Source organism: Phyllobacterium sp. 01N428 (assembly GCF_056399405.1).
Genome location: NZ_JBFTRH010000004.1, coordinates 320,313 through 344,267 on the forward strand (window position 1 = coordinate 320,313; position 23,955 = coordinate 344,267).

Annotated in this window: 21 protein-coding genes and 1 pseudogene; 9 read left to right on the forward strand and 13 right to left on the reverse strand. The window is 59.1% G+C overall.

The annotated features are described in order from the left end of the window. Window positions 1-10 precede the first annotated feature (10 nt). The 4 genes from AC1DNI_RS13400 to AC1DNI_RS13415 all read right to left on the reverse strand — a co-directional run bounded on the left by AC1DNI_RS13400 (window position 11) and on the right by AC1DNI_RS13415 (window position 2,290). Window positions 11-427 (reverse strand): cupin domain-containing protein, encoded by a 417-nt coding sequence (locus AC1DNI_RS13400; protein ID WP_477692180.1) that lies wholly within the window; start codon window positions 425-427, stop codon window positions 11-13. 66 nt (window positions 428-493) lie between these two features. Beyond that, on the reverse strand, window positions 494-1,255 hold the full coding sequence (locus AC1DNI_RS13405) for an SDR family oxidoreductase (RefSeq protein WP_477692181.1): 762 nt from the start codon (window positions 1,253-1,255) through the stop codon (window positions 494-496). A gap of 251 nt (window positions 1,256-1,506) precedes the next feature. Then, the gene (locus AC1DNI_RS13410; protein ID WP_477692182.1) at window positions 1,507-1,788 is read right to left on the reverse strand and encodes a GNAT family N-acetyltransferase; all 282 of its coding nucleotides are present in this window, start codon (window positions 1,786-1,788) and stop codon (window positions 1,507-1,509) included. Window positions 1,789-1,831: 43 nt separating this feature from the next. Then, window positions 1,832-2,290 (reverse strand): carboxymuconolactone decarboxylase family protein, encoded by a 459-nt coding sequence (locus tag AC1DNI_RS13415; RefSeq protein ID WP_477692183.1) that lies wholly within the window; start codon window positions 2,288-2,290, stop codon window positions 1,832-1,834. A 581-nt stretch (window positions 2,291-2,871) separates the two neighbouring features. Between AC1DNI_RS13415 and AC1DNI_RS13420 the strand changes: the two genes are divergently transcribed. Continuing rightward, window positions 2,872-3,693 carry an alpha/beta fold hydrolase gene (locus tag AC1DNI_RS13420; protein WP_027233354.1) on the forward strand — a complete coding sequence of 274 codons (822 nt, stop codon included), beginning with the start codon at window positions 2,872-2,874 and terminating at the stop codon, window positions 3,691-3,693. A gap of 50 nt (window positions 3,694-3,743) precedes the next feature. Then, a complete protein-coding gene (locus tag AC1DNI_RS13425; RefSeq protein ID WP_091944414.1) occupies window positions 3,744-4,496 on the forward strand; it encodes an SDR family NAD(P)-dependent oxidoreductase in 753 nt (250 codons plus the stop codon). 120 nt (window positions 4,497-4,616) lie between these two features. Here the strand turns inward: AC1DNI_RS13425 and AC1DNI_RS13430 are convergent, their stop codons facing one another. Next, window positions 4,617-4,862 carry a glycine zipper family protein gene (locus AC1DNI_RS13430; protein WP_477692207.1) on the reverse strand — a complete coding sequence of 82 codons (246 nt, stop codon included), beginning with the start codon at window positions 4,860-4,862 and terminating at the stop codon, window positions 4,617-4,619. A gap of 518 nt (window positions 4,863-5,380) precedes the next feature. On the opposite strand from AC1DNI_RS13430, the pseudogene AC1DNI_RS13435 reads away from it, so the two are divergent. The 4 genes and pseudogenes from AC1DNI_RS13435 to AC1DNI_RS13450 all read left to right on the forward strand — a co-directional run. Next, a pseudogene (locus tag AC1DNI_RS13435) lies at window positions 5,381-6,928 on the forward strand (PAS domain-containing sensor histidine kinase); the annotation flags it as partial. Next, a complete protein-coding gene (locus AC1DNI_RS13440; protein ID WP_477692184.1) occupies window positions 6,925-7,590 on the forward strand; it encodes a response regulator transcription factor in 666 nt (221 codons plus the stop codon). The pseudogene AC1DNI_RS13435 and the gene AC1DNI_RS13440, both read left to right, overlap by 4 nt. After that, window positions 7,569-7,946 (forward strand): response regulator transcription factor, encoded by a 378-nt coding sequence (locus AC1DNI_RS13445; protein WP_091944420.1) that lies wholly within the window; start codon window positions 7,569-7,571, stop codon window positions 7,944-7,946. Before AC1DNI_RS13440 ends, AC1DNI_RS13445 begins: the two co-directional genes overlap by 22 nt. Next, window positions 7,943-8,722: a response regulator transcription factor gene (locus AC1DNI_RS13450; RefSeq protein ID WP_477692185.1), complete on the forward strand. Its 780-nt coding sequence runs from the start codon at window positions 7,943-7,945 to the stop codon at window positions 8,720-8,722. The genes AC1DNI_RS13445 and AC1DNI_RS13450 overlap by 4 nt, the downstream gene beginning before the upstream one ends. A 52-nt stretch (window positions 8,723-8,774) precedes the next feature. Here AC1DNI_RS13450 and AC1DNI_RS13455 read toward each other — a convergent pair whose 3' ends face one another. The 4 genes from AC1DNI_RS13455 to AC1DNI_RS13470 all read right to left on the reverse strand — a co-directional run bounded on the left by AC1DNI_RS13455 (window position 8,775) and on the right by AC1DNI_RS13470 (window position 11,862). Next, the gene (locus tag AC1DNI_RS13455) at window positions 8,775-9,971 is read right to left on the reverse strand and encodes an MFS transporter (protein WP_477692186.1); all 1,197 of its coding nucleotides are present in this window, start codon (window positions 9,969-9,971) and stop codon (window positions 8,775-8,777) included. A 39-nt stretch (window positions 9,972-10,010) separates the two neighbouring features. After that, window positions 10,011-10,235 (reverse strand): hypothetical protein, encoded by a 225-nt coding sequence (locus tag AC1DNI_RS13460; RefSeq protein WP_091944429.1) that lies wholly within the window; start codon window positions 10,233-10,235, stop codon window positions 10,011-10,013. After that, window positions 10,232-10,987, reverse strand: a complete 756-nt coding sequence (locus tag AC1DNI_RS13465) for a COG4280 domain-containing protein (RefSeq protein WP_477692187.1) — start codon at window positions 10,985-10,987, stop codon at window positions 10,232-10,234. Before AC1DNI_RS13465 ends, AC1DNI_RS13460 begins: the two co-directional genes overlap by 4 nt. Before the next feature lie 341 nt (window positions 10,988-11,328). Next, the gene (locus tag AC1DNI_RS13470; protein ID WP_477692188.1) at window positions 11,329-11,862 is read right to left on the reverse strand and encodes a DUF1003 domain-containing protein; all 534 of its coding nucleotides are present in this window, start codon (window positions 11,860-11,862) and stop codon (window positions 11,329-11,331) included. A gap of 104 nt (window positions 11,863-11,966) precedes the next feature. Between AC1DNI_RS13470 and AC1DNI_RS13475 the strand changes: the two genes are divergently transcribed. Beyond that, window positions 11,967-12,641, forward strand: a complete 675-nt coding sequence (locus AC1DNI_RS13475) for an HAD-IA family hydrolase (protein ID WP_477692189.1) — start codon at window positions 11,967-11,969, stop codon at window positions 12,639-12,641. Between the two features lie 48 nt (window positions 12,642-12,689). On the opposite strand, the gene AC1DNI_RS13480 is transcribed toward AC1DNI_RS13475, so the two are convergent. Both AC1DNI_RS13480 and AC1DNI_RS13485 read right to left on the reverse strand, forming a co-directional pair. Then, window positions 12,690-14,564, reverse strand: a complete 1,875-nt coding sequence (locus AC1DNI_RS13480) for a calcium-binding protein (RefSeq protein ID WP_477692190.1) — start codon at window positions 14,562-14,564, stop codon at window positions 12,690-12,692. A gap of 489 nt (window positions 14,565-15,053) precedes the next feature. Next, a complete protein-coding gene (locus tag AC1DNI_RS13485) occupies window positions 15,054-16,724 on the reverse strand; it encodes a Na/Pi cotransporter family protein (protein ID WP_477692191.1) in 1,671 nt (556 codons plus the stop codon). Between the two features lie 348 nt (window positions 16,725-17,072). Here AC1DNI_RS13485 and dnaG point away from each other — a divergent pair, with 348 nt between their 5' ends. Together dnaG and rpoD are read left to right on the forward strand one after the other, a co-directional pair. Next, on the forward strand, window positions 17,073-19,040 hold the full coding sequence (dnaG, locus tag AC1DNI_RS13490) for a DNA primase (protein WP_477692192.1): 1,968 nt from the start codon (window positions 17,073-17,075) through the stop codon (window positions 19,038-19,040). A gap of 304 nt (window positions 19,041-19,344) precedes the next feature. After that, window positions 19,345-21,372, forward strand: a complete 2,028-nt coding sequence (gene rpoD, locus AC1DNI_RS13495) for an RNA polymerase sigma factor RpoD (protein WP_027233342.1) — start codon at window positions 19,345-19,347, stop codon at window positions 21,370-21,372. An 88-nt stretch (window positions 21,373-21,460) separates the two neighbouring features. Here the strand turns inward: rpoD and AC1DNI_RS13500 are convergent, their stop codons facing one another. Both AC1DNI_RS13500 and AC1DNI_RS13505 read right to left on the reverse strand, forming a co-directional pair. Continuing rightward, window positions 21,461-21,985 (reverse strand): TIGR00645 family protein, encoded by a 525-nt coding sequence (locus tag AC1DNI_RS13500; protein WP_081815992.1) that lies wholly within the window; start codon window positions 21,983-21,985, stop codon window positions 21,461-21,463. A gap of 151 nt (window positions 21,986-22,136) precedes the next feature. Then, on the reverse strand, window positions 22,137-23,955 hold a 1,819-nt coding region (locus AC1DNI_RS13505; RefSeq protein WP_477692193.1), incomplete at its 5' end, for an OmpA family protein.

Consider the following 23,955-nt stretch of genomic DNA (forward strand, 5'->3'; position numbering starts at 1 on the left):
GGCAACCTGTTTATTCATGGTAGGGCAGCACCAGATCCTTCTCGTCGGTATTGACGACGAATACCGCAAGCAGCTTGGCCGGTTCAGTCGTGCTGGCATTCTCGCTGACAGCATGGCGGTCGCCGGGATATTCCGAAAAGCTTTCGCCCGCCTTGTAGGTTTTTGCCGGGCCGTCATTGACCTTGCTCGTGACCGCTCCCTCAAGGACCGTTGCATAGATGAAGGCGGAATCGGGATGGGTATGTGCAGCGGACGATCCGCCTGGACCATACTCGACGAGCACGCCCTTCATGCTCTTGCCCGGCACATTCGGCAGCTCATGTTCGTAGACAAGCGTGACTTTCGATTCCTTGCCGGCATCGTGAGCCAAGGCGCCCGCTGCATTTCCGGCGAGGATGATCGCCGATAACAAGATGGTTCTGATCATTTTGGTTTCCCTTCAGCTTGTGGAATAGGAAGGAATCACGGGAAATTCCTTCCCGTTGCTCAATTGCTACTTCGCCGGCGCCAGCTGTGATTGGCGCAACCAATCCCGGAAGCCGATCTTGCCGATCCGTGCGCCGTCGCCGGGTACGAGCGACTGGTCATTCAGCTCGGACCCGAAGTAGAGCGCATGGGTGTCGGCCTCGACTGTCCGCGGATCGTTGATTTCCTTGAGGTAGTGGGCAACGAGTTCGTTCATCCGGACGCGCTCTGGTCCCGCAATCTCGATCATGCCGTTGATCGGTTTTCCGACTGCAACGGACGCCATTACATCGGCAACGTCATCGGCAGCGATAGGCTGGAAATAGGCCGGTGAAATCCGGGCAACCTTACCCACCGTTCCCGTGTCGGCGATACCCTTGAGGAACTCGAGGAACTGCGTGGAATGCACGATCGTGTAAGGGATCGAAGATTCCTTGATAAGCTTCTCCTGAACGATCTTGGCCTTGAAGTATCCGTTTTCCGGCAATCGCTCCGTTCCAACGATCGAGAGGGCGACATGGTGCTTTACGCCAGCCTTGGTTTCGGCTGCGAGCAGATTGCGCCCCGACGTCTGAAAGAATTCAAGGACCGCCTTGTCTTCGAAGGAGGGCGAGTTCGCAAGATCGAGCACCACGTCAGCGCCGACCAGGGCCTCCGCCAGCCCTTCGCCCGTAATGGTGTTGACGCCGGTGTTGGGCGAGGCGGCCAGGACATCGTGGCCCTTGCTGCGCAGGCGCGCCGCAGTCTTGGAGCCGATTAGTCCCGTTCCGCCGATAAGAACGATCTTCATGGCAATTCTCCTGTCGAGAGTGTGTGTTCGATTGGTTGACCGCTTTCGACAATGATTGGAGAGGGAAAATCATTCCATCGTGCACGGGGCCTAGCGCTCTAGTCACCGGGTTTAGTCGACCTATCCGGAAGTTTAGGCAGCCACCCCGCGCCAGCGTTAGCTTCGGTGTTGGCTGATACCGCAATGGAAAAAGCCTTCGCGATGAAGAGAAGGCTTTTTCAGCATTATAGGTCGCGACGGAGCAGTCGGAATCAGCCGGCAACGAGATCACGGTATTCGGGATGATTGGCCGAAAACCTTGCCATGAAAGGGCACTTCAGCACGACTTTCCGTCCGCTCGCACGAATGAGTTCGAAAACGCCCGCGGCCAGTTTCGAGGCAATGCCTTGGCCGGAATATTCGAATGGCACTTCGGTATGAATCAATATCACCGCGTTATCCTCAATCCTGTAGTAGGCGGCGGCGATTGCTCCATCGGCAATCGGCATCTCGTAGCGACTGTCAGCAACATTGTCCTTGACGGGATTGCTCATCGTTTATTCCTCTGTGGTCCGGGATGGCATCTGCCAAGCATGGTCAGGCCGCCGTCGCAGCGTGGACGGGGTGCGAGGCGCGGGCTCCAACTTGCAGCCGGTTCCAGAGGTTGATCATGCCGATCGCTATCGTGAGATAGGTGAGTTCGCCCTCATTGAACTGGCCTTTCACAAGGGCATAATCCTCATCGGGGGCGCCTGTCTTCGCAACCCTGGTCAGGGACTCGGTCCACGCCAGGGCCGCGCGCTCGCGATCGGTGTAGAGCGAAGACTCGCGCCATGCATCGAGCATGAACAACCGCATCTCGGTTTCGCCGCGCGCGCGGGCGTCACTCACGTGCATGTAGATGCAGTAGGCGCAGCCGTTGATCTGGGAAGCGCGCAGCTTGACGAGTTCCCCCAGGCTGGGCTCGAGCCCGCCGGTGGCGAGGACCTTCTCCACTTTGGTAAGAGCTTCAATGAGTTCGGGAGCAGTTTTGAATGGTATGAAGCGGGGCGACATTTCGGGTCCTCCTTGAAAATGATCTGCGCGCCCATCATGACCCTCGCAGGCGCGTTCGCTATCGTGCCGGATGGGGAGCGATCCTATTCTTTCGTTCAGGTGAACCATCCCGCAATGCCAGGAGCCGCGCGGCCCTGGTCGCCCGTTTCGGCAAACGATTGCTGATCGAGGCCGATCGCGCCTAACCGAACCGCCGCGACCCTCAATTTCAAACTGCTTAATGTCACCCTCGGTATGAGCCATCCAAACCTATGGATGGGATGCAGGAGCTCGGCTCAGCCGCTAATTTTTCAAGTGCGAGCCGTGTTAACCGGACGCGACAGGGATGATGAATGCAGGAGTTTTTCCGGTTTCTTCCTGCAGCCGACGAACTGGCAGGCGAGCATCCAACCTGTCCGGCCCAATCCATCGAGGAGAACTCCATGAAAGAACCCACTCCGATTGAAGCGATCGAAGCATCCCGCCGCGACGTCCTGCTGCTTGCGGCGAGCGCGACGGTCTTTGCTGCCATGCCGTCGACGGCGTTCAGCGCAAAGCGGGTTTCACCTATGACCGCGAACCAAACAGAAAGGAACTACACAATGGGAATGCTGAAGACCAAGGACGGGACAGAAATCTTCTACAAGGATTGGGGAACGGGACAGCCCATCGTCTTCCATCACGGTTGGCCACTCTCCAGCGACGATTGGGATACGCAGATGCTCTTCTTCCTGGACAAGGGATATCGGGTCATCGCCCATGATCGTCGCGGCCATGGGCGTTCGACCCAAACGGCGACCGGCAATGATATGGATACTTATGCCGATGATTTCGCTCAGCTCGCAAAGGCTCTTGATCTGCGCGATGCCATTCATGTCGGGCATTCGACCGGCGGCGGCGAGGCAGCCCACTATGTTGCCCGCCATGGCAAGGGGCGTGTTGCAAAGCTCGTCCTGATAGGCGCGGTTCCGCCGATCTTGGTGAAAACTGCAGCTAATCCAAACGGCACCCCGTTGGATGTCTTCGACGGAATGCGCCATCAACTCGCAGCCAACCGTGCGGATTTCTACTGGAATTTTCCCATCCCCTTCTATGGCTTCAACCGCGAGGGGGCGACTTTATCTGAACCCGTGCGCGCAAACTGGTGGCGGCAGGCAATGATGGGCGGAGCGAAGGCTCAATATGACTGCATAAAAGCCTTCTCCGAAACCGACTTCACCGGCGACCTGAAGGCCATCGATGTTCCGACGCTGGTGATGCATGGCGACGACGACCAGATAGTTCCGGTTGCCGATTCGGCGCTCTTGACCGTGAAGCTTTTGAAGCATGGCACACTGAAGGTCTACGAGGACTTTCCCCATGGCATGTGCACGACGAATGCGGACGTCATCAACCCCGATCTGCTTGCGTTCATACGAAGCTGAGCGTTGCGACATCAAGTCGATCATGGGTCGCCAATAATCGAAGGTGTTAGATGGAAAGTTTTCATGACAAGGTTGTCATCATAACTGGTGGCAGCAGCGGCATCGGTTTGGCGGCAGCCAAGCAATTTGCGGCGCAGGGCGCTAAAGTCCTTATTACCGGACGCCGCCCTGGCGTTCTCCAGGAAATCACTGCCGCAAATCCCAACATCGAGGGCCTTGTGGCGGATGCAGCCGATCCGGCAGCAGCACATCAGACGGTCGATGCTGCCATCAGACGCTGGGGTCGCCTCGATGTTCTCGTCAACAATGCCGGAGCTGGTGCAATCAGGCCGCTGATCGAGAGCGATGCCGACACCATATCCAGTGTGTTCGCCGTCAATGTGACGGGACCGCTGCTCCTTGCCGCGGCGGCAGTCCCGCACCTGGCGGAGACCAAAGGCACGATCATCAACATGTCGAGCACATTCGGCAGCAAGGCAGCGGCGGTGCTTTCCATCTATGGATCGAGCAAAGCGGCGGTCGAGCACCTCACGCGTTGCTGGGCACTGGAACTCGCCCCGCAGGGGATACGCGTCAATGCCATCGCTCCAGGACCGGTGGAATCCGATTTCCTGCGTGATCGCATGAACCTGTCGCCTGAAGAAATCGTTGCGGTCACCGAGCAGGAACGCAAGGCAATTCCACTCGGCCGGCGCGGGGTGCCGGACGACGTGGCCATGTGGATCGTGCACCTTGCCGATCCACGCGCCACATGGATGACAGGGCAGGTCATTGCCGTCGACGGGGGCCTTGTTACGACGTAGGCGGAGAGGCGGCTTTACCGGTCGTGCACCCGGGCCTTAAGAGTAAAAAGCACCAAGGCTACTGCGGCACGAACCCGGTTCAGTGCCGCCATCGCCTGTGTCCAGGGAATGGATCGTGCTTTAACGGCAGCGCGCTGTATAGATGCGGCCGTTCCGGTCGCGGTACTGACAATACCCATTGCGCAGGTTGCGGACCAAAAGGCCGCCAAGTGCGCCGACGCCCGCGCCAATCAGCGCACCTTTGCCGCCATCAGCGATACCACCGATAATCGCGCCCGCCGCAGTGCCGACGCTGAGGTCCTTTTCGGTCGTTGTGCAGCCTGCCAACCCCATTATAAGGGCGACTGTCAGTACGAACTGTGGCATTGAATATTGGTTTTGCTGAACGCGATTGTCTGGGACCAGATTCATGGTGAGGCTTTCCGTTTTGAAAGGGAACATAATCGGGTGTCACGCTGCGGCGAAGTTTGCCAGCGAAGTTGATATTGGCATATAGAAACACAAAGTCACGCGATTTTAGCGAGGCGCCTTGATGGGATGAGCCATCGATCTGCCAAGGCAAGTTGATAGCGTCCTCAGTCACTTATCTCGCCCTCGTGCAGTAAAGCGCTAGCGGCTTGTCGCCGTTCGTTCGGCAATATTCATTGACGAGCGCCTCCTTGCTCTGGAGGAACCTCCGCATTTTGTTGTAAAGTTTTTGGATCGGACGAAAACGTTTGGTTCGCCACAACCTTCTGCAATCATGGATTTCCATGAGGTGCGATAAGCGTAGTGCTAGATTACACTATCGTATGACGTCGGCAGCTCTGAAATCGATAGTCAATGGTATAGGAAGCGTAGGCGGCCCGATGGTTTTCTTTGTCGGGGAGGAGCAGCCGATTATGCAGATGGAAATTGCCAATCAAATGCAGGCCGAAGAGGCGCTGCGCGATCGGGAGCGCGAGCTTTCCTTGCTCGTTGATATGGTTCCCAGTCACCTCTGGCGCCTTACACCCGAGGGTGAACCGACATTCTTCAATAAACGCATGACCGATTTCCTGGGTCTGGACGTTCCAGATACCGACAAACCCGGAATGAGCCGGCTGGACGTGCTCATAAGCACGGTGCTGCATCCACAAGACGCAGTGGAGTTTGGCGAAACGCTCCGCTACAGTCTCGCAACCGGCGTCCCCTTTTCCTTGAAGTATCGCCTGCGCCGAACCGACGGGCTCTATCGTTGGATGTCGAGCCGCGGCGAGCCGCTTCGCGACCACACCGGACGCATCGTTCAATGGTACGGTCTTTGCCATGACATCGACGACCTGGTGACGGCCCAGGAGGCGCTGCACGATCGGGAGCGGGAACTGTCGCTGCTCGTCGACATGGTCCCGAGCAATCTCTGGCGGCTGACCCCGCAGGGAGAGACCACCCTCGTCAACAAACGCATGGCGGACTTCCTCGGGATGGACTTGGAGGACACGCAACAACTGGCGGTGGTGTTCGATACTATTTTCCACCCCGACGATGCCGGGGAGGTGGAGGCCGTTCTCGGGAGCTGTCTGCGCACGGGCGATCGCTTCTCGATGAAGTATCGTCTGCGCCGGGCGGATGGCGTATATCGCTGGATGTCCGGTCGCGCTGAGCCTTTGCGCGATGAAGATGGAAATATTGTCCAGTGGTTCGGCCTCTGTCACGATATCGATGATCAAATGCACGCGGAAGATGCGCTTCGACGCGCATACGACAAGCTCGCCCAGGCGACGCAGGCAGCGAGCCTGGCCGAACTGTCTGCGTCTATCGCGCACGAGGTAAATCAGCCGCTGGCAGCCATCGTCGCCAATTCCCATGCTTGCTACCGTTGGCTTTCCGCGACCCCTCCAAACGTCGAACGTGCCAAGATCACAGCCGAGCGCATCACTCGCGATGCGAATTCGGCCGCGGATGTCGTGAGCCGCGTGCGCGCGCTCTTCCGCCGAACGCCGCATGCCAGGACGCCTGAAGATGTCAACCGGCTGACCGGTGAAGTCTGCCAACTGATGGTTGATGAGGCCGCGGCCAAGAACGTACGCATCAGGACGGAACTTGCCCCCGACCTGCCGTCGGTTGCGCTCGATCGCGTCCAGATACAGCAGGTACTCGTAAACTTGATCCGCAACGGCGTCGAAGCAATAGAAGCTGCAGCCGACAGCCAGCATGTTCTGCAGATCCTCTCCTCTTTCGATGGCCCTGACGCCATTCGGATCGAGGTTCGAGATGACGGAACGGGCTTCAAGGACGCCGAGCGGGTGTTTGAGCCGTTCTTTACGACCAAGCCGTATGGGATGGGTATGGGGCTCGCAATCTGCCGTTCGATCATCGAATCGCACGGGGGCCGCTTGTGGATGGCCAACAACGAGACGCGCGGGGCGACCGTCGCTTTCAGGCTGCCGTTGGCGGCGAGCGAGACGCCATGAACCCGCGCGATGAAATCGTCTTCGTCGTGGATGACGACGCACGCGTACGCGAGGCGCTGGGCGAGCTGCTGGAATCGCTCGGGTGGCGAACCGAGACCTTTGCTGCGGCCACCGACTATGTCGCCTGTCCGAAGCCGGATCTTCCCGCGTGCCTGATCCTCGATGTCGAACTCCCTGACGTCAACGGCCTGGAATTTCAAAAGCAGCTATCGAGTGACGCGCATCCTCCCATCGTGTTTATCACCGGCCATGGCGATATTCCGTCATCGGTAAGGGCTATTCAGGGTGGGGCAGTCGACTTTCTTTCCAAGCCGGTCGGGGAGGATGATCTGATCGCGGCGGTGCGGGCGGCGATCCGGCGCGACCGTGAACAACGTACGACACGCGCCGAACTGGCTGAGCTTATGCGCCGGCTGTCGGCGCTTACGCCGCGCGAGCGAGAAGTATTGCCACTCGTTGTCAGCGGCCTTCTCAACAAGCAGGCGGCAGCGGAACTCGGCATTAGTGAGATTACTCTCGAAATCCACCGCAGCAAGATCATGCACAAGATGGAAGCGGCATCGCTCGCCGACCTGGTGAGGATCGCCGAGAAGCTGCGCATCCCTGTCACTCATTCCAGACGATCCGGAAGCTCGCGCGAATGTACAACCAGAAGTCTGTAGTTGCGATCGTCGATGATGATCAGCGCCTGCTCGACTCGCTCGAGGATCTCCTCGAATCCGCGGGACATGTCGTGCGGGCGTTTTCGTCCGCCAGGAAACTATTGGAGAGCAACGCTGCGCATGAAATCGATTGCCTGATTACCGATATCGGCATGCCAGGTATGGATGGCTTTGAACTGCAGCGCTTAATGAAAGACAAACACCCCGACCTGCCTGTGATCCTGATTACGGGCAGACACGAACTCGCAGAGCAAATGCAGCCCAAACATGGCTGGTTCTTCCGCAAGCCTTTCGACGGGCAAGCGTTGCTTGCAGCGATCGGCGATGCACTGACTGGAAAGGGGACTCCAAAATGAGCATAAGCTATCATGCAAATGTAAGCCTGGGGCATGCCGTACCCGATCGATCGCAGACCGTGAGCGATTGGGGCGGCGCGGAGCCTCCATTGGTTATCTTCGTCGATGACGATGCGAAGCTCCGTGAAGCACTCGATGAACTGATGCAGTCGGTGGGCCTCGACACAATCAGCTTCGGTTCGACGCAAGAGTTCCTCAAAGCCGAGCTTTCTGATCGGCCGGGATGCATTGTCGCCGACGTGCGCATGCCGGGCGTGAGCGGTCTCGATCTCCAGCATCGGCTCCTGGAAAGCGGCGATGAAAAGCCGATTATCTTTCTTACCGCCCATGGCGACATCCCGATGTCCGTTCAGGCGATGAAGGCCGGAGCGGTAGATTTCCTCACCAAACCGGTACGCGACCAGACGTTGCTCGATGCCATAGCCGCAGGAATTGACCGCGATGCCAAGCAGCGCGCCCAGGCGCGGATCGTTACCGACCACCTAAGCAAATTTGCGCTGCTCACACCACGCGAGCGTCAGGTGATGCAGGAAGTCGCGATTGGCCGTCTGAACAAACAGATCGCATTCTGCCTTGGCATCAGCGAAATCACCGTAAAACTTCACCGCTGCAACGTCATGCGCAAGATGAAGCTCACATCAGTCGGCGAACTCGTTCACGTCTGGGAGGCGCTGCCTGAAGGCGTGCGCAATTCCGTGGAAGCTCAGCCTTGTCCTGCCAAAATTGCCGATGCCGGCCGCCTCGCGATCTCGCATCGACCGGCCATGGCATTTTGAATAATGCGGCGGCGGGTTCGGCAGCGTCCGCGCTCGACGCTTCACGGCAGTTTCAAGCTGGAGCTTCAGTCGTTCCGGCACCAGTCGTTGCGCGAAGGCGGCGATTGACCGCCATCGCCAGCGCCCATGCCCCGGCGGTGATTGCCACGCAAGCTGCGGCGAGTCCGGCATAGCCCGCGGCCGTGATCGTCGCACCAGCGAGCAGGGGGCCTGCTGCGAAGCCAAGCAGATAGGCCGAACCCGCCGCTGCTGCCCAACGTCCGCTGCGGTCAAGTGCCGCTGAAAGACCAAAAAGATAGGGGATCGAAAAATAGTAGATCACTACCGACGCGATGAGGGCGACCAGATAGACAATCGCGCTTTGCGAGAAGCAGAGCGCAATTGTAATGAGGACGAAACCGACACAGAACCCAGTGATCGGGATTGCCCGGCCCCAGCGCAAGTTGAGGACGGTGGCGGCACCAGCGCCCAGAAGTCCGATCAAGGATGCGATGGTCAGCGCATAGCTCACTTGCGATGTGTCAAGGCCGGCGCGCTCGCCGAGAGGCGCGCTGAAGGTGTAGACCGCAGCGGAAGCAGCCAGATAAAGCATGATCGCCGCAAACGTCATGACGCCGATCAAAGGTGGGGCCGCAACCACCAAAGCCGCAGATTGGTGGACGTTTCGGGCGCGGTCGTTCGGAATGAGGAGTAGTAGCGGGGAGAGTGCGAGAGTGACCCCCGCGATAAATGCAAAAATGCCCCGATGTGCGAATGTGGCGGTGAGTTGGCCGCCAATAGCGAAGAGCCCAACGCTTCCAAGGGCCCAGACGACCTGAAAATAGCCGTAGACCTTATCCGGGTTTCTGCAGCGGGAAGCGACAATGGAAAGCGACACAGCGTAGATTGCGCCTTCCCCGACACCTGCGAAGCCGCGAAGAAATGCGAGCGATCCGAGAGAAGTGCTAAATATCGACGCTCCTTGCGCCAACAGCGTCAAAGCAACGGCGGCGAGGCAGACGCGCCTGTAAGAAAACCGGGGCAGAACAGGCGCAATCAAGATCGCAGTGGCAGCAAGGGTTACGAACTCCACGAAGGCGACAAAGCCTGCGTCGCGCTCTGAAAGCGAAAGTCCGTCCATCATCCCGCTGACGAGGAAGGGTGCCATTTGCGGCACCAGTCCGCCGATCACCTGCGCGGCGATCGCACCGACCACGACGGGCCACGAATCGCCCGCTGCTGAAACGTCCCGCATCGCATCAGGTCCCATGGTGCCCTCCCACAAGTGCCACAGGTTGTAGTCATGCCATCAAGTGTCTGACGGCCGCTTCCCTCTGGCGGCGCGCCAGGTGCTTTCTGCCAGAATGAGAATGCATCCGGCAAGCAGCAACAGCCCGCCAGTCAGACCCGGCAATCCCGCAAATTCCACGGCTGCAGCTATAATAGCGATCAGCAGGATCGACAGAAGCGCCAGTGCGCCGTCGTCGATGAACATGCCGATCAATTCCTTCAACGCGGAGGCGAGAAAGCTCATCGGAATACTGCCTTTACCTGACCTTCGTTATAGCTGCGCAGAAGACGCACGGCTATCAGCGAGAATATTGCAAGAACGACAAAGATGGCGATGAGTGAAAGATCGGCGCCCGGCCAGTGCGCACCAAGGCCTTCTCCGGTCCAATAAACGCCGAAGGCGGTCAGCAGCAGGCCGACGACGAATTTCAGCGTGTTTTCCGGAACGCGCGCCAGCGGCTTATGCACCGCTGCGCCAATGGCGAGCACCAGCAGGCACGCAGCAGCAGCGCCAAGCGCCGCATAACCGATCATCCCGCGTCCGGCGCCGACGGCAATGACGATGAAGACCACTTCGATGCCTTCGAGGAGGACGGCCTTGAACGCCGCGGTGCCGGCGATGAAGTCAGCGCGGCGCTCGGCGGCCTGACGCTTGAGCAAGTCTGTTTCCTTGGCAAAGGCTTCCGTCTCGTCATGCAGGGCAATGAATCCCGACGCGCGCAGGATCGCCTTGCGCAGCCAGCGCATGCCGAACAGGATCAGCAGCGTGCCGATGACGAACTGCAGCAGTTCCACCGGAATCAGGCCAAGGAGCGGCCCGAGGACTATGACGATCAAAGCAAGGACGACGAGCGCGAGAACCGTGCCGATTATGGCGGGCCGCCAGCTGCGCGATACGCCTACGGCGAGAATGATCGTGAAGGCTTCGACGACCTCGACGAAGGAGCCAAGGAAAGCCGCCGTCATGGTGGAAGCGATTGTCGTGATGTTCGTCATGGAATAAATCGTTCCGTAATCAGAGGTTTAGGCAACGTGGCACTGTAACGGTTGCCGGCGCAACCGCTAGATAGACGCAAAGCCGTGTCAAAAATTTAATCGAATCCATCGACGTGATCCACATTTGCTGCCCGGTGGCGGATCCAGGTCAACGCTCCAGATTGCATGGCTCGCATGCAATTTTGTGCATTGCAATATCCTCGGGTGAACACTATCTTCAAACCGTTGGGTTCTTCTCCTCCCAGAAACCCCAACCCGGAATGTACTGCACCTCCTCCCGCGGTACATTTACAATCAGGACCGCTGCACCTCCTCCCGCAGCGGTCCTTTTCGTTTCTGCCTCATTCCGTTTTGTCCGCCGTATCCTGTGACTTGGCCAGTTCCTGCACGGTCTCGGCAAGGGTCACAACTTCCTTTTCGCGCATCTGGTCGATTTTCTGATGCAGGAGTTCGATCTTCTCATGCAGCAGCTCGATCTCGAGTTCCGCCTTGATGTTTATCTTGTAGTCGTTCTCTGCTTCCTTGCGGTCGATATCCTGCTGCCGGTTCTGGCTCATCATGATGAATGGCGCCGCATAGGCTGCCTGAAACGAGAGAGCAAGATTGAGCAGGATGAAGGGGTAGGGGTCCCAATTGCGCACATATGCCGTGATGTTGAGGATGATCCAGAAGAACAGGATCGTCGTCTGGATGATGATGAACGTCCAGGAACCCATGGTCGCGGCGACCGTGTCGGCGATCTTCTGCCCCGGGGTTAGTTGCGCGCGATCGGCCGGCTTCTCCTTGCGATGTTCACGGCGAACTGCACGCAGATGATGCAGGAGCCTGAGTTCGGCTTCCTGCAAACCCCGCTTCACTTGCTCGACGTTAGGCATGGACGTGCTCCCCTATTCACTGAGACCTGATCGTGGACTGGCAATCAATGACGGAAATGCACTACAACTCAGGCAAAATGATTGCAGTTGAAAGGACGTGCAGAGTGCCAGCAACAGCCGTGTTCGAAAAGAGTTATTCCGCTTTCCTGTTCGACATGGATGGCACCCTCATCAGTTCGACCCTCGCCGCCGAACGGGTCTGGGCGAAGTGGGCCGAGAGTCACGGGATCGACGTCCGCACGTTCCTGCCGACGATGCATGGCGCGCGCGCTGTCGATACGGTGCGCCGGCTCGGCCTGCCGGGCGTCGACCCGGAAGCCGAAGCGTTGAAGATCACGCGGGCCGAGATGGACGACGTCGGCGGCATCTTCGCGCTCAAGGGCGCCGTTGAATTTCTTGGCAAGCTGCCGCAGGCCCAATGGGCGATCGTCACGTCGGCGCCGCTCGATCTTGCCAGGCGGCGTCTTGCGGCGGCGGGTGTTCCACTTCCGCAGACGATGGTGGCCGCAGAAGATGTCGCAATCGGCAAGCCCAATCCGGATTGCTATCTGCTCGCAGCAAAAAAGCTCCGTGTCGATATCGGCGATTGTCTCGTCTTCGAGGATGCGGTGCCCGGCATCCTGGCCGGCGATGCAGCCGGTGCGGATGTGCTTGTCATCACGGCAACCCACAAGCATGCGCTCGAGACCGCGCATGCCGTGGTGTTCGATTATCGGCATCTCGACGTGGTTGTCGAAGACGACGGGCGAATGTCGCTGCGCAGGGTTGATGTAGCGTAACGCAAGGGCGCCGCCGGGCGCCCTCGTTGATTTCAAGGTAAGGGTTCGTCAGACGTGGACGTTGTCCGGCGTCAAATCTTCAAGCGAGGCATTGGCAATGAGGATGCTCGATGTCGACGCGCCGTCGCCGTCTAGATCGACGAGCACGCCGTTCTCCGTCTGGGTGGCGGCGTGCATGAAGTCCTCGAAGGAATGCAAAGTCGAAATAAGGTCGCGCTGGACGATGATAATGTCGCCCTCGGCTCCATTGAAGTCAGTTATGACATCATGGCCCTGTCCGGCGATGCTGTTGAAGATGAAATAGTCCCCGCCGGTCCCGCCCGACAATACGTCATCACCGGTTCCGCCGGTGAGTTCATCGTTGCCGTCTTCCCCATAGAGCATGTCGTCGCCATTGCCGCCATGCAGCGTATCGTTGCTGAAGCCGGCGCGCAGCAGATCGTTGCCGTCGCCGCCTTCCAGAAGATCTGCATGGCGTCCGCCGATCAGAACGTCGTCGCCTTGCGCGCCATAGAGTTCGAAATGCTCGACGTTGAAGATGTGCTGGCCCTGCAGTCCCGTAGTGCGCACGTCGATATATCCGCCATCCCGCTCGGTGACCGTGAGCCGCAGAAGGTCGTCGCCTTCACCACCGTCGATGAACGCAAATGAATTGCCTGCGTTGAGAATGTCATCGCCGCTGCCGCCATCGAGATAATCTCCGGCGTCGGGAATGTCGTTCTGCAGGCCCTGTACGCCCGCATAGAGAGTATCGTTGCCAGCGCCACCCTCGAGATGGTCGGCGCCTCGGCCGCCTACCAGAAGATCGTCGCCGTCATTGCCGATGAGCTTGTCGTCATTGTCCGTGCCGACCGCGAGATCGCCGTGCTTGCTGCCATAGAATTCGAGACGCTCTATGCCCGTCGCGTACTTCGTGTGGGAAGGATACGCATAAGGGTATTCGGAGCTTGAAAGCTGGATATCGCCGTGGTTCCACGCCTGGTAAACGGCCTTGAAACCGTCGCTGTGGCTCTCATAGCGATCGTAATCGGTCACGTTGACGATGAGGGTATCGAAGCCTGCGCCACCCGACACCTTCGACAGGCTGCTTATTTCGATTGTGTCGTCGCCTTCACCGGCATTGATGCGGTCGAAACCGCCGCCGCCGACAATGGTGTCATTGCCGGCATTGCCGGTCAGGAAGTTGTCGCCTGCATCACCGACGATATGGTCATCGAACTTCGAACCATAAACGCCTTCGAAGCCGATGAGCTGGTCGCCCTCGGCTGCTCCGGCGTGCTGGACGATACGGTTGAGGTCGACATCGATGCCGGCCTTGGAGCCGGTATATTCGGCGATGTCCTCGGTGCCGGAGCCGCCATCCATGAAATCGGCACCGTCGCCGCCATTGATGACATTGTTGCCGGCATCGCCGATCAAACGATCGTTGAAGGCCGAGCCGCTGAGATTCTCGATGCCGTGCAGGCGGTCGCCTTCGGCATCGCCGCCGAACTGTTGACCCGTGCGGCGCAGGTCGACATCCACAGCTTCGGACGATGTCGCATAGCTCGCCCGATCATGGTCGGTGGTGGAATTGTCGAAAAGGCGGTCGGCTCCTGCGCCCCCGGTAAAAACGTTGTCCTTCGCATTGCCGGTGATGAAATCATCATGGGCCGAGCCCATGACGTTCTCGATATCGATCAGCGTATCGCCGCTGGCATAGCTGAGCCCCGGCGTTACGGCCTGCCGTTCGATCTCAAGGTCGACATTGACGCCAGCCTCCGAGCCCCGATAATCGACTGTGTCGCGTCCTTCCCCGCCATCAATGCGGTCTTCACCGGCGCTGCCGATCAGCCGGTCATTGCCGGCAAGGCCGGACATGGTGTCCTCGTCGGCCGTGCCCTTGAGCACATCGACATTCTCAGAACCTGTGACATTTGCCATTTCCGAACTCCCCACGTTGGATGCTGGCGGCAATCTCAATCAATAAATATACACAGTCAAATGTTTGAAATTACTTCAATAATCCGAGCAAATTCCTGAAACTGGCGCGTCAGGAACAATGTTTTCGTCGGCTATTCGTTGCCCGGTTCAGGAGTATTGAAGAAGCATTCGCCCTACATTTTCGGTGCGACACCCGCGAGCAACCTCGGGTGGACAACACCGATCAACTGAAGGTGATAGTTAATGTCGGATGGAACCAGCCGCCTAGATCTACGTTGTTGAGCAAATAACGGAGGCGACAATGAAAGAACATCGGTGGTCGACAATTATCGGAATACTGGCAGGGTTGTCAGTGGGTGCAGGCGTGGGCGAAGCAATGATGGGAAATATATTGCTCGGCCTATTGATCGGTTCGGCCATGGGCGCGTTTATCGGGTCTAACACGCACGTCCATCGCGACTATTGATCCTCTTGCCTCAAGAAATCTGCTCAGCTGTGCAGCGCACGTAAACGTGTGGTGTTCAGGAGTCCCTGTTCCTCGAGCACTGGATAGGCCATTGCGGCCAGCAGTGAGTTGATCTGCTTGAGATCGCGAATGGTATCTAGGTGGATTGAACTCGTCTCGAGGCTGCGGGTCGTTCCTTCACGCAAGCGGTTGAAATGCCTGTCGCTCGTTTGTTTCTCGGCGTCGCGCAGATGATCCTTTTCCAATACCAACTGATGCGCGGTTTCGCGATCTCGTGACACGAGGACGTTGAACGCCATCCGCGCATTGGTCAGGACCCTTGCGTGGAAATCGCTGAGTTCGCGCCAGCCCTCATCGGTAAACTGCAGCTTGCGGTCCATCTTCTTTTGCACGAGCGCCAACATGTTGCGCACGATGATGTCGCCGACCTGTTCGAGTTTGACGCAGGCGCCGAGAAGTTCGCGCGCCCGGCCCACCTCATAATCCGACAGTTTCCGCGTTGTCAGTTTGGCGAGATAGAGCTTGATGGCGGCGTGCTTGCGGTCGACCTTGTCATCGAGCGCCGAGAGTTCATCAATCCGTGCCTGGTCGGGATTTTCATAAAGATCGATAATGCCGCGTAGCATGATCTCGACCGTTTCGCAGACGCTGACCGTCTCGCGTGTTGCATTGGCAAGAGCAAGACTTGGCGTATCGAGCACGCTTTCATCCAGCGCACTGAGTTCGACATGGTCGATGGGCTTTTGCGGCTCGGCCGGTGCGTTGAGGGCCACCACCGCCCGCGTCGCCTTGAGAACGAGCGAGGACAGCGGCACCCCGGCAAGAAGAATGATGACATTGAAGAGGATGTGGCCGTTGATCACTTGGTCGGCCGGCGTGCTGCCGAGAACGGCAACGGGCGGACGGAAGGCGAGATACAGCGTCAGGATGACGATGGAGCCGAGCCCCCGCATCAGGAGATTGCCCATGGGCACGATGCGGGCTTTCGGCGCGGCGTTGCGGGTGAGGACCGGCGCGATGAACGACGAGCCGAGATTGACGCCGCAGATCATGACGATGCCAAGTTCAGGCTGGATCAGGCCGCGCGAGGCGAAGGTGACAACGAGCAGCACCGCCGCAATGCTCGAATGGAAAAGCCAGGTCATGAGCGCCGCGAGAAGGAAAGCCGTTACCGGGTCGGTATTAAGGTAACTGACGATGACCGGCAGGAGTTCGCTGTTGCGCAAGGGTTCGGTGGCCTGCCCGGTCATTTCGAGCGACAGCACCAGCAGTCCGATACCGACGAGAATGCGGCCCATCTGCCGCCAGTTGCTGCGCTCGGTCGACATGAAGATCACCGTGCCGGCGACGAGGCAGAGCGGCACCAGCAGCGTCAGGTCGAAGCTCAGGATCTTGACGACGAGCGCCGAGCCGACCTCGGCGCCGCGCACTGCCATCAGACCGGCAATCCCGCTGACAATGCCGGACCCGACAAAGGAACCGACGAGGAGGCTGACTGCGGTCGAGGACTGCAGCGCGATCGACAACATCAGGCCCCAAAGCACGGCAAGTACGGGATTGTGCAAAACGCCGCGCAGGCTGCGGCGCATGCGCTCGCCATAGGCGCGCTCGACACCGGTGCGGACCATACGCGTTGCCCACAGGAGCAGCGCCACCGCGCCGGCCAAATGCAACAAAACCGAGGAACCGTTCACTTGGTGCAATCCATTCGTGTTGGAGATTGCGGTATAGCAGCCAGAAGATCTAGCAGCCGATTGTTAAGATAACATATCGCGGTAAAAGCGAAAAAAATATGTTCCGGCTAAGAAAAATCATGTCGCATTTGGCATAATTTATCAGTTTGATGACAGATTTGTGTCGCCCCGGCAGAAGTTTGCCGGCTACGCAAAATCGTAAAGTTCAAACCGAATCACCATAACGCGATGAACAGGGGATGACGGGGTTGCCGCCCTTCCGCCCAAACCTTATTTGTTGCAGTATGGTCTGCACATCGGGTTCGCAGCGATCCGACCTTGCTTACAATCTGACGAACGAAGAGCAGCATGCGATTTTCGCCATCCTTTCTCGATGAGATCAGGGAACGCGTACCGATTTCCAGCGTGATCGGCACGCGGGTTTCATTCGATCGCAAGAAGACAAATGCGCCGAAGGGCGATTTCTGGGCCTGCTGCCCGTTCCATGGCGAGAAGTCGCCGAGTTTTCATTGCGAGGACCGCAAGGGCCGCTACCATTGCTTTGGCTGCGGGGTGACCGGCGACCATTTCCGCTTTCTGACGGAACTCGAGGGGTTGAGCTTTCCGGAGGCCGTGCAGCGCGTCGCCGACATGGCGGGCATTCCGATGCCCGCGCGCGACGTTGAATCGGAGATTCGCGAGGCAAAACGCGCGACCCTCTATGACGTCATGGAAATGGCGACCCAGTTCTTCGAGGAGCGGTTGCAGGCAGCAGGCGGTGCCAAGGCGCGCGCCTATCTGCGCGATCGGGGCTTGAGCGCGGCAACGCAGCATGCCTACCGCCTTGGTTACGCGCCGGAAAGCCGCAATGCACTCAAAGAACATCTCGCACTGAATGGGGCGACGAAGGAGCAGATCGAGGCGTGCGGCCTCGTCGTTTACGGCGATGACAAGCCGGTCTCGTTCGACCGGTTTCGCGACCGCATCATGTTCCCGATCGAGGATCTGCGTGGCCGGATCATTGCCTTTGGTGGGCGGGCGCTGACGCCGAACGCCATTGCCAAGTACATGAACTCCAATGAAACCGAGCTTTTCCACAAGGGCAAGGTCCTGTTCAATGCGCTTCGTGCCCGCAAGGCGGCGCAGCCGCAAGGCGGCCAACCGGCAAAAGCCGTGATTGCCGTCGAAGGTTATATGGATGTCATTGCGCTGGCGCAGGCTGGCTTTGCCCAGGCGGTCGCGCCGCTCGGCACGGCCTTGACCGAGGATCAGCTCGATCTTCTCTGGCGCATGTCGCCCGAGCCGGTCCTCTGCTTTGACGGCGACAATGCCGGCATCAAGGCAGCGCACCGGGCGATCGATCTCGCCTTGCCGGCGTTGAAGCCTGGACGCTCGCTGCGCTTTGCAGTGCTGCCGGAGGGCAAGGACCCGGATGATCTCGTCAAGGCGTCCGGCCCTCAGGCATTCCAGGCCGTGCTCGACGATGCACGTCCGCTCGCGGACATGCTGTGGGCGCGCGAAACGAGCGGCGGTATATTCGACACGCCCGAACGGCGCGCCGAACTCGAGTCGCGGCTGAAACAGATGACGAGCCTTATCGGCGACGAGAACGTGCGCCGCCATTATGCCCAGGACGTTCGTGACCGCATCCAGCAGTTTTTCAGCGCCAATACGCGAGGCAATGAGCGTCGCGGGTCTGGACAAGCGGGAAGCAACCGCAACAGCTTCGGCCCGCAATCCGGCTACGGGCAGCGAGGGCGAGGGGCTCCCAATGGGCGGCTCGCCGTATCGGAGAGCCTGGCGCGCTCGGTTCTCGTCAAGACAAGCTCCGCTACACTACCCTTACGCGAGACCGCCATCCTTATGACATTGTTCAACCATCCCCGGCTTATCGAGGATGATTTCGAGACGATCGTGCGGCTTGAATTCAGCCATCCCGACCTGAAGCGCTTCCATACCGCGATGCTTAACGCCATGGCTGAACATCACGTGGCGGACGGCCGTGAAATGCGCAAGGCGATGGCCGAGACCGGCCACGGCGCACTGATCGAGGCGCTGGAAGCGCTGGTGAGGCGCGCCCGTATGTGGACGGCGACGGCGGAGGCGGCGGAAGAAGACGCGCTTGAAGCTTTAAGACAGGCCATTCACTTGCATCAGCGCGCCAGCACCCTACATAAGGAGCTGAAAGTCGCTGAAACTGCATTGGCTACGGAAGCCACCGACGAAAATCTCAACCGGCTGCTCGATATTCAGAATGCCATCCGAAGTGCGCAGGCAACCGAAGCACTGATCGAAGGGTTCGGAATACCCTCGGGACGGTCGGGCAAGGGGTTTTGACCGAATTGATTCGCTTTTTTACCGCGAATCAGTTGAGTCGGGGTTGACGTGGGTCAATAATGACGGAATCAGATTGCGCGGAATTGTAGATATTGCGTTGATGTTTGCGGGTCCAGCAGAAAATCCTGCAAATGCGGCAAATATCCAATGTGCTCGCCATCACCGGGATAACAAGGTTAATCCGACATTAACAGGATTTCGGCTACTCGAACATTCAATAGCTTGATGGTGCAGGGGAACCGGGGTGCCGCCGCACCGTTCCACCATGCATGAACAAGGCGAAGGCCGCTTGGAGATATAGAATATGGCAACGAAGGCAAAGGAAAACGAGGAAGTAGAAGTCGAGCGCGAGGGCGCGCCGGACGGTCCGCTTCTCGACCTTTCCGATGACGCTGTCAAGAAGATGATCAAGCTCGCCAAGAAGCGCGGCTATGTGACGATGGACGAACTCAATGCGGTTCTCCCATCCGAAGAGGTCACTTCCGAGCAGATCGAAGACACGATGGCGATGCTCAGCGACATGGGCATCAATGTCGTGGAGGATGACGAGCAGGACGCAGACGCCGAGGAAGCCGACAGCAGCGCCGATGAAGAGAGCGATGCCCGTGAGCTTGCCGATGCGACCGGCACCGCCGTAGCTCCGACGACGACCAAGAAGGAACCGACAGACCGCACCGACGACCCCGTCCGCATGTATCTGCGCGAAATGGGCACGGTCGAGTTGCTTTCGCGCGAAGGCGAAATCGCCATAGCCAAGCGCATCGAAGCGGGCCGCGAGACGATGATCTCCGGCCTTTGCGAGAGCCCGCTGACCTTCCAGGCGATCATCATCTGGCGTGAGGATCTCAACGAGTCGAAGATTCTGCTGCGCGAAATCATCGATCTTGAAACGACCTATGCCGGTCCGGAAGCCAAGCAGGCTCCGGTCATCGAACGCGTTGAAGAAGAACGGCCCGCAGGCGGTAACGACAAGTCGCGCCGTTCGCGCGACGATGACGACATCACCAATGTCGGCGGCGACGCTCCGGTCGAGGAAGAAGACGACGAGGATGACGAGGCGAACCTATCGCTTGCCGCGATGGAAGCCGAACTGCGCCCGCAGGTCATGGAAACGCTCGATGTCATCGCCGATACATACAAGAAGCTGCGCAAGCTGCAGGACCAGCAGGTCGAGAACCGCCTTGCCGCCTCCGGTTCGCTTTCGCCGAGCCAGGAGCGCCGCTACAAGGAGCTCAAGGACCAGCTGATCAAGGCGGTGAAGTCGCTTTCGCTCAATCAGAACCGTATCGAGGCTCTGGTTGCCCAGCTTTACGACATCAACAAGCGCCTGGTGCAGAACGAAGGGCGCCTGCTGCGCCTTGCCGAATCCTACGGCGTGCGTCGCGAGGATTTCCTCAAAGAGTATCAGGGCAACGAGCTCGATCCGAACTGGTTGAAGGCCGTTTCGAACCTGACGACCCGTGGCTGGAAAGAGTTCACCAAGAACGAGAAGGACACGATCAAGAACCTTCGTACGGAAATCCAGAACATGGCGCAGGAAACCGCCATTTCGATTTCGGAATTCCGCCGCATCGTCAATCAGGTGCAGAAGGGCGAACGCGAGGCCGCTCTGGCCAAGAAGGAAATGGTCGAGGCCAATCTGCGTCTCGTCATTTCGATCGCTAAGAAATACACCAATCGCGGCCTGCAGTTCCTTGACCTGATCCAGGAAGGCAATATCGGCCTGATGAAGGCGGTCGACAAGTTCGAGTATCGCCGCGGCTACAAGTTCTCGACCTATGCGACCTGGTGGATCCGTCAGGCGATCACCCGCTCGATCGCCGATCAGGCCCGCACGATCCGCATTCCGGTGCATATGATCGAGACGATCAACAAGATCGTCCGCACGTCGCGCCAGATGCTGCACGAGATCGGCCGCGAGCCGACGCCGGAAGAGCTTGCTGAAAAGCTTGCCATGCCGCTGGAAAAAGTGCGCAAGGTGCTGAAGATCGCCAAGGAGCCGATCTCGCTCGAAACGCCTGTGGGCGATGAAGAGGATTCGCATCTCGGTGATTTCATCGAGGACAAGAATGCGCTCCTGCCGATCGACGCCGCCATTCAGGCCAACCTTCGCGATACGACGACGCGGGTTCTCGCTTCGCTTACGCCGCGTGAGGAACGCGTGCTGCGCATGCGCTTCGGCATCGGCATGAACACCGACCATACGCTGGAAGAAGTCGGCCAGCAGTTCTCGGTAACGCGAGAGCGTATTCGCCAGATCGAGGCGAAGGCCCTGCGCAAGCTCAAGCATCCGAGCCGTTCGCGCAAGCTGCGTTCGTTCCTGGACAGCTGAGCCGCGTATAAAACTGCTAGAAATGCAAACGGGATGGGTGCAAACCCATCCCGTCTTGTTTTTGTGGTGTTAGCAGAAGCTGTTGGGTCTAAAGCGAAGGCTCGTCGGATTTCTTCTCGCCTTTGTCCTTCACCATGAGCTTGTCGATATAGGCAAGAAACAGCGCGGAGAACACGAAAGTCAGGTGGATCAGCGTAAACCAGGTCAGTTGCGAGGTTGAGAACTGCGTCAGGTTCAGAAAGACCTGGAGCAGGTGGATCGACGAGATGGCGACGATGGTCGAGGCAACCTTGATCTTCAGCGATCCGGCGTCGATCGTGCCGAGCCAGTGCACCTCGTCCGCCTGGTCGAAGCGGCTCACGAAGTTCTCATAGCCAGAGATGATAACCATGACGACGAGGCTCGCGACCAGCGCGGCATCGATCAGGCCAAGCATCTTGAGGATTGTGTCGGTCTCGTCGAGTACGGTGACCTTGGCTACGAAATCGATCAGCTTACCGGCAAAAGAAAATGCATAAATTGCGAGCGCAAGAGCGAGGCCAAGGTAAAAAACCACCAGCAGCCAACGCGAGGCGAGAATGATATTTTCGACAAGTATTTCAATGCGTTTCATAGTGTGGGTCCAATTTCTCGAACTGGGCTCAGCCAATAAATGCTCCAGGGGTTCAGCCAACACATAGCAATCGATATTGCGAACTCAACCCGCAGCGACAAAAAACCCGGGCCATCGCCCGGGTTTTTTTGCTTCCACGGTCTCCTAGCAATCAATTGTTGCTGGCGACCGGTGCGACAAGCGGCGTGATGCGGCGGATCGCAACCCGTCGGTTCTGCTGCTCGGGTGATTCCGTCCTGATCTTCAGGTAGCGCTCGCCATAGCCCTGCGTTGCCATGTTCTCCGGCGGAATGTCGAAGACGTTGGTGAGCGCCTGCGCCACCGATTCGGCGCGCTTGTCGGAAAGAACGAGGTTTGCCTGGTCCGAACCCACCGCATCGGTATGGCCCTCGATCAGGAAGGTCTCGGCCGGGTTCTTCTTCAGGGTCTGCGCCATTGCCTTGGCCACGCTATCCAGGCGCGTGATCTGATCTTCCCCGATCTCGGCCGACCCGAAGGCGAAGGTGATCGTGTCGAGATCGACGCGGCGCACCTTGTCGCGGATGCGCGCCGAGCGCTTGACCTCATCGACCGAATAGATTCGCTCCACACGCTCGACCGGCGGGCGGGCAAAGAAGTCATAGACTTCTTCTTCCGGCGCCTCTTCGGCATCGAGGATGTAGTCGCGCACCGGGATGTCGAGGCGCAGCGGCGGCAGGTCGTCGCCGGGGTCGCGCCAGTTAACACGCTCCTCCCGGTCATAATCCGGAGCGTAGGTCAGCAGCACTTCGCGACCATCCGGGGTAATGCGCGAGCGCTGAATGACATCGCCGTAGCGGTTGCGGATCGTAACGATCTGCACGCCATTTTCCCGGACGATGGTTTCGCGGGTGCGGCGGCGCGGCAGGTCTTCATAATAGACGTCCTGGGCGTTGCGGGACATGCGCGGGCGGTCGGAGCTTTCGACGAAGATATTGTTGTCGACCTCGACGATGGCGCGGTTGTCATATTGCTTGATGACCTGCACATCGCCCGGCCGCTCGTCGCGCCGCGCCTGCTTGGTGCGGGTGCCCTTTTCGACGAGCACGGGCTCGATCTTGACGGGTGCGATCGTCTGCTGCACGTCGGCATCGGTCTTTGGCGGCGGTCCGGCGGGTGCCGCTGGTTGCTGGGCGACCGGTTGCTCGGCTGGTGCTGGAGGCTGGCTGGCCTGCTCAGCCTTGTTGCCGCGCTTGCCTTTCTGTTTCGCTTCCGCCGCTGGAGCGGGCTTGTCGCTGTCAAGCACCGGCGCGGCATTGGCGGGGAGGGGCGAGGCTTCCTGCGGTGCCGGCTTCGCGGCTTCGGCAGGCGCTGGTGCTGCCGGCTGGCCGCTCGCGGCGTCAGCCGGCTTGGCGGGCGCAGTTTCAGCCGCGGGTTGAGTGGGCGTCGCTGCGGGCTGCTCGGCCGTCGCGGGTGCCGCGGTTGCGGGCGCGGCCTGTTTGGCTGCTTCATCGGCAGCCTTCTTGGCGTCTTCCGCTGCTTGTTCGGCCTGTTTGTCGGCAGCCTTCTGCGTGCTTTCGGCTTTCTTGCGCGCTTCTTCTTCGGCGGCCTTCTGGGCTTCTGCCGCCTTTGCAGCTTCCTGCTCGGCTGCCTTCTTTGCCTGTTCGGCCTGCTTTGCGGTTTCGCCTTCAGCAGCCTTTGCCGCATCGGCTTCGGCGGCGGCTTTCTTTCGTGCTTCTTCTTCTATGGCTTTTTGCTGCTCGGCTGCCTTGTTGGCCTCAGCCTCGGCGTCGCGCTTGGCCTTCGCTGCGTCCTCTGCCGCCTGTTCCGCGGCGGCCTTCGAGGCCTTCGCTTCTTCGGCTGCCTTGCGCTTTGCTTCTTCTTCTATGGCTTTTTGCTGCTCGGCTGCCTTGTTGGCCTCAGCCTCGGCGTCGCGCTTGGCCTTCGCTGCGTCCTCTGCCGCCTGTTCCGCGGCGGCCTTCGAGGCCTTCGCTTCTTCGGCTGCCTTGCGC

Excerpts from the sequence above, each read along its gene's own strand:
- AC1DNI_RS13400 (WP_477692180.1), bottom strand. The coding sequence starts at position 427 with ATGATCAGAACCATCTTGTTATCGGCGATCATCCTCGCCGGAAATGCA.
- AC1DNI_RS13405 (WP_477692181.1), bottom strand. The coding sequence starts at position 1,255 with ATGAAGATCGTTCTTATCGGCGGAACGGGACTAATCGGCTCCAAGACT.
- AC1DNI_RS13410 (WP_477692182.1), bottom strand. The coding sequence starts at position 1,788 with ATGAGCAATCCCGTCAAGGACAATGTTGCTGACAGTCGCTACGAGATG.
- AC1DNI_RS13415 (WP_477692183.1), bottom strand. The coding sequence starts at position 2,290 with ATGTCGCCCCGCTTCATACCATTCAAAACTGCTCCCGAACTCATTGAA.
- AC1DNI_RS13420 (WP_027233354.1), top strand. The coding sequence starts at position 2,872 with ATGGGAATGCTGAAGACCAAGGACGGGACAGAAATCTTCTACAAGGAT.
- AC1DNI_RS13425 (WP_091944414.1), top strand. The coding sequence starts at position 3,744 with ATGGAAAGTTTTCATGACAAGGTTGTCATCATAACTGGTGGCAGCAGC.
- AC1DNI_RS13430 (WP_477692207.1), bottom strand. The coding sequence starts at position 4,862 with ATGCCACAGTTCGTACTGACAGTCGCCCTTATAATGGGGTTGGCAGGC.
- AC1DNI_RS13440 (WP_477692184.1), top strand. The coding sequence starts at position 6,925 with ATGAACCCGCGCGATGAAATCGTCTTCGTCGTGGATGACGACGCACGC.
- AC1DNI_RS13445 (WP_091944420.1), top strand. The coding sequence starts at position 7,569 with ATGTACAACCAGAAGTCTGTAGTTGCGATCGTCGATGATGATCAGCGC.
- AC1DNI_RS13450 (WP_477692185.1), top strand. The coding sequence starts at position 7,943 with ATGAGCATAAGCTATCATGCAAATGTAAGCCTGGGGCATGCCGTACCC.
- AC1DNI_RS13455 (WP_477692186.1), bottom strand. The coding sequence starts at position 9,971 with ATGGGACCTGATGCGATGCGGGACGTTTCAGCAGCGGGCGATTCGTGG.
- AC1DNI_RS13460 (WP_091944429.1), bottom strand. The coding sequence starts at position 10,235 with ATGAGCTTTCTCGCCTCCGCGTTGAAGGAATTGATCGGCATGTTCATC.
- AC1DNI_RS13465 (WP_477692187.1), bottom strand. The coding sequence starts at position 10,987 with ATGACGAACATCACGACAATCGCTTCCACCATGACGGCGGCTTTCCTT.
- AC1DNI_RS13470 (WP_477692188.1), bottom strand. The coding sequence starts at position 11,862 with ATGCCTAACGTCGAGCAAGTGAAGCGGGGTTTGCAGGAAGCCGAACTC.
- AC1DNI_RS13480 (WP_477692190.1), bottom strand. The coding sequence starts at position 14,564 with ATGGCAAATGTCACAGGTTCTGAGAATGTCGATGTGCTCAAGGGCACG.
- dnaG (WP_477692192.1), top strand. The coding sequence starts at position 17,073 with ATGCGATTTTCGCCATCCTTTCTCGATGAGATCAGGGAACGCGTACCG.
- rpoD (WP_027233342.1), top strand. The coding sequence starts at position 19,345 with ATGGCAACGAAGGCAAAGGAAAACGAGGAAGTAGAAGTCGAGCGCGAG.
- AC1DNI_RS13500 (WP_081815992.1), bottom strand. The coding sequence starts at position 21,985 with ATGAAACGCATTGAAATACTTGTCGAAAATATCATTCTCGCCTCGCGT.